General features: G+C 66.0%; 11 protein-coding genes. 8 read left to right on the plus strand and 3 right to left on the minus strand.

The window, feature by feature from the left end; genetic code table 11:
- Positions 1-44: 44 nt before the first annotated feature.
- Positions 45-1,736 (minus strand): AMP-binding protein, encoded by a 1,692-nt coding sequence (locus B0G69_RS28090; protein ID WP_121322998.1) that lies wholly within the window; start codon positions 1,734-1,736, stop codon positions 45-47.
- A 249-nt stretch (positions 1,737-1,985) separates the two neighbouring features.
- Complete coding sequence (locus B0G69_RS28095; protein ID WP_121323000.1) at positions 1,986-3,119, minus strand: acyl-CoA dehydrogenase; 1,134 nt, start codon at positions 3,117-3,119, stop codon at positions 1,986-1,988.
- Positions 3,120-3,363: 244 nt separating this feature from the next.
- Between B0G69_RS28095 and B0G69_RS28100 the strand changes: the two genes are divergently transcribed.
- The 7 genes from B0G69_RS28100 (at position 3,364) to B0G69_RS28130 (ending at position 10,318) form a co-directional block, all read left to right on the plus strand.
- Positions 3,364-4,401 (plus strand): AraC family transcriptional regulator, encoded by a 1,038-nt coding sequence (locus B0G69_RS28100; protein ID WP_121323002.1) that lies wholly within the window; start codon positions 3,364-3,366, stop codon positions 4,399-4,401.
- An 84-nt stretch (positions 4,402-4,485) separates the two neighbouring features.
- Positions 4,486-6,099 carry a nodulation protein NfeD gene (locus tag B0G69_RS28105; RefSeq protein ID WP_121323004.1) on the plus strand — a complete coding sequence of 538 codons (1,614 nt, stop codon included), beginning with the start codon at positions 4,486-4,488 and terminating at the stop codon, positions 6,097-6,099.
- Positions 6,096-6,869 carry a slipin family protein gene (locus tag B0G69_RS28110; protein WP_121323006.1) on the plus strand — a complete coding sequence of 258 codons (774 nt, stop codon included), beginning with the start codon at positions 6,096-6,098 and terminating at the stop codon, positions 6,867-6,869. The genes B0G69_RS28105 and B0G69_RS28110 overlap by 4 nt, the downstream gene beginning before the upstream one ends.
- A gap of 180 nt (positions 6,870-7,049) precedes the next feature.
- Positions 7,050-7,310, plus strand: a complete 261-nt coding sequence (locus B0G69_RS28115) for a DUF4148 domain-containing protein (protein ID WP_121323008.1) — start codon at positions 7,050-7,052, stop codon at positions 7,308-7,310.
- 351 nt (positions 7,311-7,661) lie between these two features.
- On the plus strand, positions 7,662-8,126 hold the full coding sequence (locus B0G69_RS28120; protein ID WP_121323010.1) for a YaiI/YqxD family protein: 465 nt from the start codon (positions 7,662-7,664) through the stop codon (positions 8,124-8,126).
- 215 nt (positions 8,127-8,341) lie between these two features.
- A complete protein-coding gene (locus B0G69_RS28125) occupies positions 8,342-9,643 on the plus strand; it encodes an NCS2 family permease (RefSeq protein WP_121323012.1) in 1,302 nt (433 codons plus the stop codon).
- A 144-nt stretch (positions 9,644-9,787) separates the two neighbouring features.
- Entirely contained in the window at positions 9,788-10,318 is a 531-nt protein-coding gene (locus B0G69_RS28130; RefSeq protein WP_121323014.1) for a cytochrome b/b6 domain-containing protein, read from the plus strand.
- 308 nt (positions 10,319-10,626) lie between these two features.
- Here B0G69_RS28130 and B0G69_RS28135 read toward each other — a convergent pair whose 3' ends face one another.
- The gene (locus B0G69_RS28135) at positions 10,627-10,917 is read right to left on the minus strand and encodes a DUF1488 domain-containing protein (RefSeq protein WP_028194698.1); all 291 of its coding nucleotides are present in this window, start codon (positions 10,915-10,917) and stop codon (positions 10,627-10,629) included.
- 398 nt (positions 10,918-11,315) lie between these two features.
- Between B0G69_RS28135 and B0G69_RS28140 the strand changes: the two genes are divergently transcribed.
- A complete protein-coding gene (locus B0G69_RS28140) occupies positions 11,316-13,322 on the plus strand; it encodes a sigma-54-dependent Fis family transcriptional regulator (RefSeq protein WP_121323016.1) in 2,007 nt (668 codons plus the stop codon).
- The last annotated feature ends 96 nt before the right edge of the window (positions 13,323-13,418 follow it).

The raw sequence follows: 13,418 nt of genomic DNA on the forward strand, positions 1-13,418 counted from the left end.
ACGGTGATAATCGGAATGACGGGGAAATGGCGGAATGAAAATGATCAACGCAGCTCCGGGAAATCCTCTTCCCAGTACTCACCGGGCAAACGCGCGGGTTCGGCAGCGCGCTCCATTTCGCGGCGCCGCAATTCGACGCGGCGGATCTTGCCGGAGATGGTCTTCGGCAGTTCGCTGAATTGCAGACGACGAATCCGCTTATACGGTGCGAGCTTTTCGCGCGAGAACGCGAACACGGCGCGCGCGAGTTCGGGCCCCGCTTCGTAGCCGTGGCGCACGGTGACGAACGCTTTGGGGACCGCCAGGCGCAGCGCATCGGCGCTCGGCACCACGGCGGCTTCGCCAATGGCCTCGTGCTCGATCAGCACGCTTTCCAGTTCGAACGGACTCAGGCGATAGTCGGACGATTTGAACACGTCATCGGAACGGCCGACGTAGACGTAGTAGCCGTCGTCGCGGCGCAGCGCGACATCGGAGGTGCGGTAGAAGCCGTTGCGCATTGCCTGCGCGGTGGCGTTCGCGTTGTTCGCGTAGCCGGTCATCAAACCGAGCGGACGCTCGTTCAAAGGCAGCGCGATTTCGCCTTCGGTCACAGGCTGATCGTCCGCGTCGAGCAGTTCGATCCGGTAGCCCGGCAGCGGCCGTCCCATCGAACCCGCGACCACCGGCTGTCCCGGCGGGTTGCCGATCTGGCAGGTGGTCTCGGTCTGGCCGAAACCGTCGCGAATGGTGATGCCCCACGCGTGCTTCACGCGCTCGATGATCTCCGGATTCAACGGCTCCCCCGCGCCGACGATCTCGCGCAGCTTGACCGGATAGTCGGTGAGCCGCTCCTGCACCAGCATGCGCCACACGGTCGGCGGCGCGCACAGGGTGGTGACGTTGAAGCGCACCAGCGCGTTCAGCGTGTCTTTCGGCACGAAGCGCGCGAAGTTGTACACGAACACGCAGGCCTGCGCGTTCCATGGCGCGAAGAAGCAGCTCCACGCGTGCTTGGCCCAGCCCGGCGAGCTGATGTTCCAATGGACGTCGTTCGGTTGCAGCCCGATCCAGTACATCGTCGACAGATGACCGACCGGATAGCTCTGATGCGTGTGCTCGACGAGTTTCGGTTTCGACGTCGTGCCCGACGTGAAGTACAGCAGCAGCGTGTCGGTGGCTTGTGTGACGCCGTCGGGCGTGAATTGCGGCGACGCGTCGCAGGCTGCGGCCAGATCGAACCAGCCGTCGCGTGCTGCGCCAACCGAGAAGCGGGTGAGCGGCACGTCGAGCGTGGCGAACTTGGCCAGCTCGGCGCTGTCGACCACCACGAACTTCGCGCCGCCGATCTGCACGCGCTCGCGCACATCGTCGGCGGAAAGCTGGGTGGTGGCGGGCAGCACGATCGCGCCGAGCTTCATCGCCGCGAGCATCACGTCCCACAGTTCGACGCGGTTGGGCAGCATCAGCAGCACGCGGTCGCCACGGCCGACGCCCGAAGCGCGCAGGAAGTTCGCCATGCGCGCCGAGCGCTCGGACATCTGCGCGTAGGACAGGCACAGGCCGTCAGTGGCGGGGTCGTCGACGATCCATAGCGCGGGGTTGTGATTGTCGCGGGCGATTACGTCGAAGTAATCGAGCGCCCAGTTGAATTCGCCCAATGCCGGCCAGGTGAATTCGCGGTAGGCGCGGTCGTAGTCGGTTCGGTGGCGCAATAACAGATCGCGCGCGTCGAAAAAGGCCTTCGCTGCAGTCATCGTCGTCTCCTGTCGACCAGAGTGGGCGCTTTAGCTGTCGGTCGGAGTTGGTGCTTTAGCATTTACTCCGCCCCCATGCACAGCACTTATTCTGGTCCCATGCAACATGGTTGCTCGTGGATGGCGCGGTATGCGCTCTGCTTTTGTCCCGCTGATACTTCGTCTTGCCTTGCTGCCTTGCCGGCGCCATGCTTCACCTACACTCGCCGGGCCAAGCTATTTTGCGCTCAAACGCCGTGCCGCTGCCGTCTAAACATGACGCGCAATCACCATCCGCTGTACCTCGCTGGTGCCTTCGTAAATCTGCGTGATGCGGGCATCGCGGTAATGGCGCTCCACCGCGTAATCCTCCAGATAGCCATAACCGCCGTGAATCTGGATCGCGTTCGAGCAGATCTCCTCGGCCAGTTCCGACGCGAACAGCTTCGCCTGCGATGCTTCCGACAAACACGGCTTACCCGCCGAACGCAGCCGCGCCGCGTGATGCACGAGCAGGCGCGCGGCGTTCAGGCGCGTGGCCATGTCGGCGAGCATGTTGGCGATGGTCTGATGATCCTTGAGCGCCTTGCCGAACTGCACGCGTTCGCTCGCATAGTGGCGCGCAGCGTCGAACGCGGCCCGCGCGATGCCGACCGCCTGCGCGGCGATGCCGATCCGCCCGCCTTCGAGATTCGACAGCGCGATGCGCAAGCCCTCGCCCGGTTCGCCGAGCAGATTGGCGTCGGGCACCGCGCAGTCGTCGAGCGAAATCGGGCAAGTGTCCGACGCGCGAATGCCGAGCTTGTGCTCCGGCTTGCCGACGTTGAAACCCGGCGTGCCAGTCGGCACGATGAACGCGGACAGGCCGCGTTTGCCGCGCTCCGGATCGGTGACGGCGAACACGATCGCGAGGTCCGCGCGCGCGCCGTTGGTCACGAACTGCTTGCTGCCGTTGAGAATCCACTGGCCGTCGCGCAGTACCGCGCGCGAGCGCAGATTGTTCGCCTCGGAACCGGCCTGCGGCTCGGTCAGGCAGAACGCGCCGATCCGTCGGCCGGTCGCGAGATCGTGCAGATAGCGATCTTTTTGCGCGGCGCTGCCAAAGTTGAGAATCGGCCCGCAGCCGACCGAGTTATGCACGCTCATCACCGTGGCACAGGCGGCGCAGCCGGCGGCGATCTCTTCGAGCGCGAGCGCGTAGGCGACGTAGTCGGTGTACGACCCGCCCCACTCCGGCGGCACGATCATGCCGAGGAAGCCGAGTTCGCCCATCTGCGTGACGACGTCGGCGGGCAGTTGCGCGTCGCGGTCCCATTGCGCCGCGTGCGGCGCAAGGCGTTCGGTGGCGAAGTCGCGCGCGGCGTCTCGGATCATCCGTTGTTCGTCGGTGTAGAAGCTATCCATGAGTCCGGTCCTCTATCTTGCTGTGCGGCCGGTCGCGGCGCTCGATGACCAGCACGAACGCGGCCCGGTTGACGCAGAGTGTAGGCAAGCCGCCGGATGGCTTCGATGCTCAGCGCGATCATTCTGAGTGAGCGCATTTGCCATACTGCTACTATACAAACCTTCTTCGGCCCGCTATTTCAAGGACTTAGCGAGCCATCACAAGGAAAACACTGAGCGCTTTTGCCAGCCAGCCTGCCTCCCCATGAAAAACGACAAGGGCACGATTTCTGTCAGTCTGGTCGAGGAGACCCTCGCACTCGCCCGCGCCCGCGGCCTCGATGCGCTGCCGCTCGCCGAAGCCGCCGGCATCGCCGCGCCGATGCTGGCTTCGCCGAAAAGCCGGGTGTCGTCGGCGCAATACGGCGCGCTGTGGGCCGCGATTGCGCGCGCGCTCGACGACGAGTTCTTCGGCCAGGATTCGCACCGCATGAAAAGCGGCAGCTTCATCGCGATGACGCAGGCCGCGCTCACCGCGCGCAACGGCGCGCAGGCGTTGGCGCGCGCAGTCGGCTTCATGCGCCTCGTGCTCGACGACCTCGGCGCGCAGATCGACACCAGCACGGAGCGCGTGCGCCTCCGATTCGTCGAACGCGAAGGCGCGCCGGCGCCGGCCATGTTCGCCTACGCGACCTGGTTCATCCTCGTGTACGGGTTGCTGTGCTGGCTGGTCGGACGGCGCATCCCGTTGCTCGAAGCGCGCTTTCGCTGCGCCGCGCCACCTGCCGCGCACGAGTACCGGCTGATGTTCTGCGATCAGATGAGCTTCGAGCAGCCCGAGTCGTACGTCGATCTCGCGCCGCTCTTCGTCGACCTGCCGGTGATCCAGACGACCAGGTCGGTCAAGCCGTTCCTGCGCGATGCGCCCGGCAGCTTCATCGTCAAGTATCGCAACGCCGGTTCGCTCGCGGCGCGCGTGCGCAAAACACTGCGCGCACTGCCGATCACCGGCTGGCCCGGCGCCGATCAGATGGCCGCGCGCCTGCACGTCGCCGAGGCGACGATGCGGCGGCGTTTGAAACAGGAAGGCCATACGTACCAGTCGATCAAGGACGACTTGCGGCGCGACATCGCCATCGGCGAATTGCAAAGCGGCGAGCGCACGATCGCCGACATCGCCAGCACAGTCGGCTTTGCTGAGCCGAGCGCGTTCCATCGCGCGTTTCGCAAGTGGACCGGCATGCGGCCGGGCGACTACCGGCCGGCGCGCGCGGATTTCACGCAGCGCGCGGAATCGGACTAAGCTGTAAGCGGCAGGCCAGCCTTCTTCTGGGGTATCGGCCCGCGCCGGCCCATACCTGTTGGCCGGGCGCGGCAGCCGTCAGCGATGAGCACGTATGTGCGTCTCCCGTTCCGGCAGTCTGGTCCGCGCCGGCCGCATATCCGTGGCGGCGTCGTGGGCCGGTTGATGCGCGGCATGATCGCGCTCGGCGTGCTGTTGGCGTTTGGGTTCGCATCGTGCGAATTCATGGCGCCGCCGCTCTATGCCGCCCTCATGCGCAACAGCGTCGTGGTGATTCCGGTGAGTGGCGCGATCGGTCCGGCCAGCGCGGACTTCATCGTGCGCAGCCTGCAGCGCGCCGCCGACGAGCACGCACAACTCGCGGTGCTGCAACTCGATACGCCAGGCGGGCTCGATACGTCGATGCGCCAGATCATCAAGGCGATTCTCGGCTCGCCTGTGCCGGTCGCCACGTTCATCGCGCCGAGCGGCGCGCGGGCGGCGAGTGCCGGAACGTATATCGTCTACGCGAGCCATATCGCGGCGATGGCGCCGGGCACCAATCTCGGCGCGGCGACGCCGGTGCAGATAGGGATCGGCGGCGGCGAGCCGCCTGCGGGCGGTGGAGCGCCGGGGTTGCCGGGACGAGGCGTGCCCGGGCTGCCTGGTGCCGCTTCCGGCGCTGGTTCCGCCTCCGGTGCTAGCGAATCGTCAGCCTCGACGCCCGCTCCAAGCACGTCGGCCAGTGAAGGCGCCCCCCTTCCCCTCGACACCCAATCGACCGAACTGCGCAAGCAGGTCCACGACGCCGCCGCCTACATCCGCGGCCTCGCGCAGATGCGCGGGCGCAACATCGAATGGGCCGAGCGCGCGGTCCGCGAAGCCGTGAGCCTGTCGGCGGAAGACGCGCTCGCGCAGCACGTCGTCGATGTGGTCGCGCGCGACGTGCCCGACCTGCTGCGCCAGGTGGACGGCCGCACCATCGCGACGAGCGGCGGCAACGTCACGCTGCACACCGCCCACGCGCCGCTCGTGACATTCGAAGCCGACTGGCGCAGTCATTTCCTCGCCGTCATCACCGATCCGAGCGTCGCGCTGGTCCTGCTGATGCTCGGCATGTACGGCCTCTTCTTCGAATTCGCCAATCCGGGCTTCGTTCTGCCCGGCGTGGTCGGCGCGATCAGTCTGCTGATCGGCCTGTTCGCGATGCAGATGCTGCCCATCAACTACGTCGGCCTCGGCCTGATCTTTCTCGGCATCGCGTTTTTGATCGGCGAGGCGTTTCTGCCGACCTTCGGCTCGCTCGGCTTCGGCGGGGTGGTCGCGTTCGTGATCGGCGCGCTGATGCTGATAGACACCGACGTGCCCGGCTACGGCATCCCGCTGCCGCTGATCGCCGCCGTCGTCGTGTTCAGCGTGCTGTTCGTGCTCGGCGTGTCACGGCTTGCGCTGCGTGCGCGGCGCCGGCCCGTGGTGACCGGCTCGGAGGGGTTGATCGGCAGCGTCGGCGTGGTGCTCGACGGCGGTCTCTCGACTGAGCACGCGACGGCGAGCGGCGCGCCCGAAGGCTGGGCGCGCGTGCACGGCGAGCGCTGGCGGGTGTCCAGCGCGGCCCCGGTCGAGGCGGGCCAGCCGGTGCGCGTCACGGCACGGCACGGATTGACGCTGACCGTGGTGCCGGTCGCGTCGGGCGAAGCCCTACAAGGAGAACGCTCATGATCGGTTTCACATTCGGTTTCAGCAGCATTCTGATTTTGCTGGTGGCCGCGCTGATTGCGTCGTCGGTGCGCATTTTCCGGGAGTACGAACGAGGCGTCGTTTTCATGCTCGGGCGCTTCTGGAAGGTCAAGGGCCCCGGCCTCGTGCTGATCATTCCAGTCGTGCAGCAGGCGGTGCGGATGGATCTGCGCACCGTCGTGTTCGACGTGCCGCCGCAGGACGTCATCACACGCGACAACGTCTCGGTGAAGGTCAACGCGGTAGTCTATTTCCGCGTGGTCGATCCGGAGAAAGCGGTGATTCAGGTGGCGCGCTACTTCGAGGCGACCAGCCAGCTTTCGCAGACGACGCTGCGCGCGGTGCTCGGCAAGCACGAACTCGACGAACTGCTCGCCGAGCGCGAGCAACTGAACGCGGACATCCAGAAAGTGCTCGACGCGCAGACCGACGCGTGGGGCATCAAGGTGTCGATCGTCGAGATCAAGCACGTGGACATCAACGAAACAATGATCCGCGCGATTGCCCGCCAGGCCGAAGCCGAGCGCGAACGGCGCGCCAAGGTGATTCACGCGGAAGGCGAATTGCAGGCTTCGCAGCATCTGCTTGAAGCAGCGCAGACGCTCGCGCGGCAGCCGCAGGCGATGCAATTGCGCTACCTGCAAACCCTCACGACGATCGCCGCCGACAAGAATTCGACGATCGTGTTTCCGCTGCCGATCGATCTGCTGAACGCGCTGCTCGACCGCTTAGGCAAGCCGACGGCGCCGTGACGCGGGGAGAGTTTTTGTGGATGCCCGCAAACCGGCGCGGCTTCGACGCGTTGCTGCGCGCCTGACGCGTTCCATGCCGCCACACGAAACGATGCATTGCTTTCTATCGTGTTACTCGACAGGCAAGCGGAAATTAGAATGACGGGCTTGTTTGGTTAACCGCTCCCCAAGGAGCTCATCATGAAAATGGTTTCTCAAGTTGGATTCGGCGCGCTGTTGGCCGCCATGACTATCGGCACCGCGTTCGCGCAGATGCAGCCGCAGCCCAATGACCCGTCGGCGCCGAAAACGCGGGCGCAGGTTCGGGCCGATCTGATCGAATGGCGCGCCGCCGGCTATGACCCGCTCGACTGGATCGACTACCCGGAAAATGCGCAGCGCGCGGGCCGCATCGTCGCGGCACGGCGCGCGCAGCAGGCGGGCGGGACGCTGACGCAATAACTCGCGGCGGGCTGACGGGCTGGACGCGACGACTGTCATGGTCGCCGACGAATAGGGCCCTCGCACGCTGCTTCGACGGCTGATGGCCTGCGTTTTGCCGGCAGACCAAGGGGTGACGTTTGCTTGTAGTGCGCCCGCGTGGCCGGGTGAACTGGCTGCACATTCAATCGCCGACTCTCCCTGTCGTAGTCCAAACCTTCAGAATGCCACCGGGCCGTACGCCTGCGCAGCCAGGCGGCGACTCCTTCGCCATCACCCCGCCGCTGCGCTCACGCCCCTTGCTCCGCGCGCCCCGCGCAGGCAAGGTATCATCTCGCCCCTTCGATAAACCCCGCTGCCGGAATCCGAACGATGCCAATCTGGGTCGATGCCGACGCCTGCCCGGTCGTGATCAAGGACATGCTGTTTCGCGCCGCGCGCCGCACCGGCATGCCGCTGACGCTGGTCGCCAACGCGTTTCTGCGCGTGCCGCCGTCGCCGCTGATCCGCGCGATCCAGGTGCCCGCCGGCTTCGACGCCGCCGACGACCTGATCGCCAAGCGCGTCGTCGCGGGCGACCTCGTGATCACCGCCGACATCCCGCTCGCCGCCGCCGTGCTCGCCCAAAGCGCCGAGGCGCTCGACCCGCGCGGCAACTGGTACACGCCCGGAACCATCGAAGAGAGGCTGCGCATGCGCTCGATGCTCGACCAGCTGCGCGCGAGCGGCGTCGACACGGGCGGCCCGGCCGCTTTCAGTGCGCGCGACAGCAAAAGCTTCGCGGGCGAACTGGATCGCTGGCTCGCGCGCCAGCCGCCGCGCGCCGATGCGCTCTGATGCGCCGACGCCACACTCTCGCGTCGAACCGCGCGCCTGAGCCGCCTTTACACGCTGAATCAGCCATGCGGCACCGCGTGCGCCCGCCATTCATGATTACAATCCGCCCGTAGCCCCGCGCCGCGTCGGCCAGCAGGCCACCCGCAGGACCGCTACGCCTCATCTGCCTCCACCACCCACAAGAAACGCTTTCTGAACGACGAGAGACCCGCCTCATGGACTCGATAAAACGCTACTTCGGCTTCGACGCCGCCGGCACCGACCTGCGCACCGAAGTGCTTGCCGGGGTAACCACCTTCCTGACGATGGCTTACATCATCTTCGTCAATCCGGCGATTCTCGGCGACGCCGGCATGCCGAAGGACGCGGTGTTCGTCGCGACCTGCCTCGTGGCCGCGTTGGCCTCGCTGATCATGGGTCTGTATGCAAACTACCCGATCGCGCTTGCGCCCGGCATGGGGCTGAACGCGTACTTCGCGTACACGGTCGTCAAGGGCATGGGCTTCACGTGGCAGGCCGCGCTCGGCGCGGTGTTCATCTCCGGCTGCCTGTTTCTGATCGTCACGCTGTTTCGCGTGCGTGAAGTGATCGTCAAAGGTATCCCGCATTCGATACGCATCGCGATCACCGGCGGTATCGGCCTCTTCCTCGCGATCATTTCGCTGAAGGAAGCCGGCGTGGTGGTCGGCAGCCCGGCCACGCTCGTGACGCTCGGCAATCTGCACGAACCGCACGTGATTCTCGCGATGATCGGCTTCTTTGCGATCGTCACGCTCGACTACCTGCGGGTGCGCGGCGCGATCCTGATCGGCATCGTCGGCGTGACGGTACTGAGCTTTTTCTTCGGCGGCAACCAGTTCCACGGCATCGTCTCCGCGCCGCCGTCGATCACGCCGACGCTGTTCCAGCTCGACATTCGCGGCGCGCTGTCCACCGGCGTGCTGAACGTGGTGCTGGTGTTCTTCCTCGTCGAACTGTTCGATGCGACCGGCACACTGATGGGGGTGGCCAATCGCGCGGGGCTGCTGGTCGAAGGCAAGATGCACCGCCTGAACCGCGCGCTGCTCGCCGACAGCACCGCGATTCTGGCCGGCTCGATGCTCGGCACCTCGTCGACCACCGCGTACATCGAAAGCGCGTCGGGTGTGCAGGCGGGCGGGCGCACCGGCGTCACCGCGATCACGGTCGGCGTGCTGTTCCTGCTGGCGCTCTTTTTCGCGCCGCTGGCGGGCGTGGTGCCCGCCTACGCGACCGCGCCGGCGCTGCTGTACGTGTCGTGCCTGATGCTGCGCGAAATGCTCGACCTGCCGTGGGACGATGCCACCGAAGTCGTGCCGGCCGCGCTGACCGCGCTGCTGATGCCGTTCACCTACTCGATCGCCAACGGCGTCGCGTTCGGCTTCATCTCGTATGCCGGCCTGAAGCTGCTGACCGGCCAGGCGCGTCAGGTGAAGCTGGTGGTGTGGATCATCGCGGCGATTTTCCTGTTCCGTTATTTCTATCTCGGCAGCGAGTAAGCGGCGAGCGGCGCGCGCGAGGTCAGGTGTGGCGCGCCGCATCCGATCCCGGATCAACGGTACTTTATTGAGAGCGCACTGCCGCTCCAGCACCGTTTATGATCGCAGGATTCCAGAACCGATCGACCAGGTCGCAGGAGCCCCATGTCCTACGGCCGCCCCGCAGACCGTTACACGTCGCCCGCGATCTTCTTTCACTGGGCTATTTTTCTGCTGGTCGCGCTGGCCTATCTGGCCATCGAAGTATGCGGGCCGCGCGGCTCGGACAGCCGCACGTTCTGGACCAGCGTGCATTTCTGGGCCGGCACGCTCGTGCTGGCTCTCGCAGTGCTGCGCCTGCTCTGGCGACTGTGGGCCGGCGCGCCGGAGGAACTCACCGGCAACCGGCTGCTTGCGTTCGTCGCGCGCGCGGAGCATCTCGCGCTCTATGTGTTTATCTTTGCACAGCCGCTGCTCGGCATCCTGATGGTCAATGCCGGCGGACGGCCGGTGAACCTCGCGCGGGTCAACATCAGCTTGACGTTGATTGGCGCTGATTCGATCGCGCGGCCCCTGCTCAAGGATGCGCACGAATGGCTCGGCAATCTGTTCTACTGGGTGATCGGCCTGCACGCGCTGGCGGCGATTGTGCATCACGTGATTTTCAAGGACCGGACGCTGCGGCGGATAGTCTGATTGAGTGCCGCGCTCGTCGGCATCGTAGGCGTGCTCGCATGCGTTCACGCGGCACGTGAAGCGCCTGCATCGTCGAACGTGTGATTTGTCGTGGTGTGCCCGAGGCACCGTCAGGCGCGCTCAGAAAGAACGGCAGCACGTCTGGCCACCGCCGGTTCGAACGGCGCGCGCCGCGCGCGGGTTTCGACGGCCCGTGATTGACGCGCGGCTTTCCTGCCCGTGCGAGCTTGATGGCGTGAAAATATTTCCAGCGCCGTCCGATGCCGGAAGCGCCCACAGTCCTCGGCCGCAACCTCGACGGCCTTGCGTCAATTGCGCCAGTTCGCCTCGTAGAAGCGCACGTAGCCGCTGCGGAGCACGAGACACTGCGCCCGCGTTTCCGACAGCAAACGACGCGTGGCAGCTTCGATCCGGGCGCGGTGCGCATCGAATGCGCCGACCATGTCTTCCAGACGCGGAGAGGCGGCGCCGAAGTGATCTTCGAGCGCCTCCGCGGTGATCATGCATTCCACCCTCTGCCCATCGACCATCGCCGGGAACGCCAAGGTGAGTTCGCGACCTGAATATTCAGGAGTTTCATTGGGGAATAGGATCTGCATGGGTTCACCTGGAAGGTTGGGCCGCGCATGGTGTGGCCAGGTAGTGCGCGCGCCGGTTGCATCTGATCGCGCCAGCAGCTTCCTCCTCCTTGTCCAATGCTGACGACGCGGGCTCGTCACCCGCTGCGACGGCGCTGCACTTCGCACCGCGCGGAGGTGAATTGATTCACTGTAGACGACTTCGGGCGGCGCGCAAGTTTTCCTTTTCGTTTGCCTGATTTTGGTGCCCCACACGTATTTTTGCGATACGCGGCCTGCACGATTCCGATGTTTACGCTGCCGCGCGCCGCGCGTTTCGTCCTGTAAGATCGGGATTTGGCCACACGCGCGCATGCTGCGCTGCGGCATCGAACGGCGGGCCAAGTACCCGCCGCGCGTCCGATCACCGGAGACATGCCTTGACTCATCGCCCTGCTCATCGCTCTGATCCAGCGGCCTGCATCAGCCGGCCCAATGTCATCGCGCAGGCGCACGCGCGCTCGCTCGAGATCGGCCTGCGCGCGTCGGAAACGCCGGACTTTCAGCCGCTGCGCCGGCCCGCGCTGCGCGAGCTCGTCGAGCGCAATCAATCGCTTTATACGCATGCGCTCCCCGTCATGGAAACGCTGCACGCGCAGATCGTCGACACGCAAAGCATGGTGCTGCTCACCGACAATCACGGCGTGATCCTGCACAGTCTCGGCGATAGCGACTTCGTCGAAAAAGCCAATCGCGTCGCGTTATGTCCGGGCGTGTCGTGGGCCGAAGCGGATCGCGGCACCAATGCGATCGGCACCGCCCTGGTCGACCAGCAGCCGACCGTCGTGCATGCCGACGAGCATTTCCTGCACGCGAACCGCATTCTCACCTGCTCGTGTGCGCCGATTGCGGACCCGTTCGGGCGCACCATCGGCGCGCTCGACGTAAGCGGCGACACGCGCGGTTTTCATAAGCACACCCTGGCGCTCGTCAGGATGTCGGCACAGATGATCGAAAATCATCTGTTCTCCAATCAATTCGCCGACGCGATTCGCGTGCACTTTCACGCGCGCGCGGAATTCATCGGTACGTTGTTCGAAGGTCTGGCGGCATTCGCGCCGGACGGCGTGTTTCTGTCGGCAAACCGCAGCGCGCTGTTCCAGTTCGGGCAGCCGCTCGCCGAACTGCAACGGCAACCGTTCGAGGCGCTGTTCGGCGTCGCCTTCGCGGCGCTGTTGCAGCAGATCGCCCGCTCGCCCGGCGAAAGCATTCTGTTGACGCTACCAAGCGGCGTGCGGGTGATCGCGCGCGGCGAATATGCGGCGCCGCGCCGTGTTGCGCATGTCGCCGCACCGGCGCAGGACATAGGCGGCGCGATGCGAACGCCGATGCCGGGCGGCACCCGTCACACGCCGCCGCGCTGCGCCGAGCCCGCGCCGCCCGCCACGCTGGAGACGCTCGACACCGGCGACGCACAGGTCACGGCGGTTCTGCGGCGTGTCGCCAAGCTGCGTGGCCGCGATATTCCGATCCTCGTGCTCGGCAAAACCGGCACCGGCAAGGAATGGCTCGCTCGGGCGATCCATCACGACTCGCCGCGGCGGTCCGCGCCGTTCGTCGCGCTGAATTGCGCGTCGCTGCCCGATACGCTGATCGAAGCAGAACTGTTCGGTTACGAGGACGGCGCGTTCACCGGCGCGAAGAAACGCGGCAGCGTCGGCAAGATCGTGCAGGCCGATGGCGGCACACTGTTTCTCGACGAAATTGGCGATATGCCGCTCGCGCAACAAGTGCGTCTGATGCGCGTGCTGCAGGAACGCACCGTCGTGCCGCTCGGCGGGACGCGGCCGATTCCGGTCGATCTGCGCATTGTCTGCGCGACCCACCGCAACCTGCGCGAGATGATCGACGCGGGCACGTTCCGCGAAGACCTGTATTACCGGATCAACGGCCTCGTCGTGACGTTGCCGGCGCTGCGCGAGCGCACCGATCTGGCCGCGCTCGTCACGCGCATGCTGACCTTGCAGCCGGAGGGCGAGCATTTGCCGCGGCGCGTCTCGGCTGCGGTGCTCGCGCGCTTCGAGCAATGCCGCTGGCCGGGCAATCTGCGGCAACTGGCCAACGTGCTGCGCACCGCGAGCATCATGGCCGAGGGCGCGGAGCAGATCGAGGTGGACGATTTGCCGGATGACTTTCTGCCGGATTGTGTCGAGGCGGCGGATGGGGCGAGTGCGCGGTCGGCGGTGGCGGGATCAGGTAACGATCTGAATGGAGACGGCACCGGAACGGCGCGTGGCGCGCCAGCGCGGATGGAGGATTGGCAGGCCACGCTGATCGCACAGACGCTCGCGCGGCTCGACGGCAATGTATCTGCCGCGGCGCGGGAGTTGGGGCTCGCGCGCAATACGGTGTACCGATATTTGCGGCGCGGCGGGACGACGCATTGAGGTGGCGCAGGGATGATGATCGAGTGGTGATTGTCGAGGCGCGCGGCGGTGCGTGCGGCCTTTGACGTGAACCGCACGCCTTAATGCGCGTGCTGC

The organism is Paraburkholderia sp. RAU2J, assembly GCF_003634845.1.
GTDB classification, from domain to species: domain Bacteria; phylum Pseudomonadota; class Gammaproteobacteria; order Burkholderiales; family Burkholderiaceae; genus Paraburkholderia; species Paraburkholderia fynbosensis.

What these genes read in the sequence shown, in the direction of transcription:
- B0G69_RS28105 (WP_121323004.1), top strand. Translation starts at nt 4,486, where the DNA reads ATGAGCACGTATGTGCGTCTCCCGTTCCGGCAGTCTGGTCCGCGCCGG.
- B0G69_RS28120 (WP_121323010.1), top strand. Translation starts at nt 7,662, where the DNA reads ATGCCAATCTGGGTCGATGCCGACGCCTGCCCGGTCGTGATCAAGGAC.
- B0G69_RS28090 (WP_121322998.1), bottom strand. Translation starts at nt 1,736, where the DNA reads ATGACTGCAGCGAAGGCCTTTTTCGACGCGCGCGATCTGTTATTGCGC.
- B0G69_RS28095 (WP_121323000.1), bottom strand. Translation starts at nt 3,119, where the DNA reads ATGGATAGCTTCTACACCGACGAACAACGGATGATCCGAGACGCCGCG.
- B0G69_RS28100 (WP_121323002.1), top strand. Translation starts at nt 3,364, where the DNA reads ATGAAAAACGACAAGGGCACGATTTCTGTCAGTCTGGTCGAGGAGACC.
- B0G69_RS28130 (WP_121323014.1), top strand. Translation starts at nt 9,788, where the DNA reads ATGTCCTACGGCCGCCCCGCAGACCGTTACACGTCGCCCGCGATCTTC.
- B0G69_RS28125 (WP_121323012.1), top strand. Translation starts at nt 8,342, where the DNA reads ATGGACTCGATAAAACGCTACTTCGGCTTCGACGCCGCCGGCACCGAC.
- B0G69_RS28115 (WP_121323008.1), top strand. Translation starts at nt 7,050, where the DNA reads ATGAAAATGGTTTCTCAAGTTGGATTCGGCGCGCTGTTGGCCGCCATG.
- B0G69_RS28110 (WP_121323006.1), top strand. Translation starts at nt 6,096, where the DNA reads ATGATCGGTTTCACATTCGGTTTCAGCAGCATTCTGATTTTGCTGGTG.
- B0G69_RS28135 (WP_028194698.1), bottom strand. Translation starts at nt 10,917, where the DNA reads ATGCAGATCCTATTCCCCAATGAAACTCCTGAATATTCAGGTCGCGAA.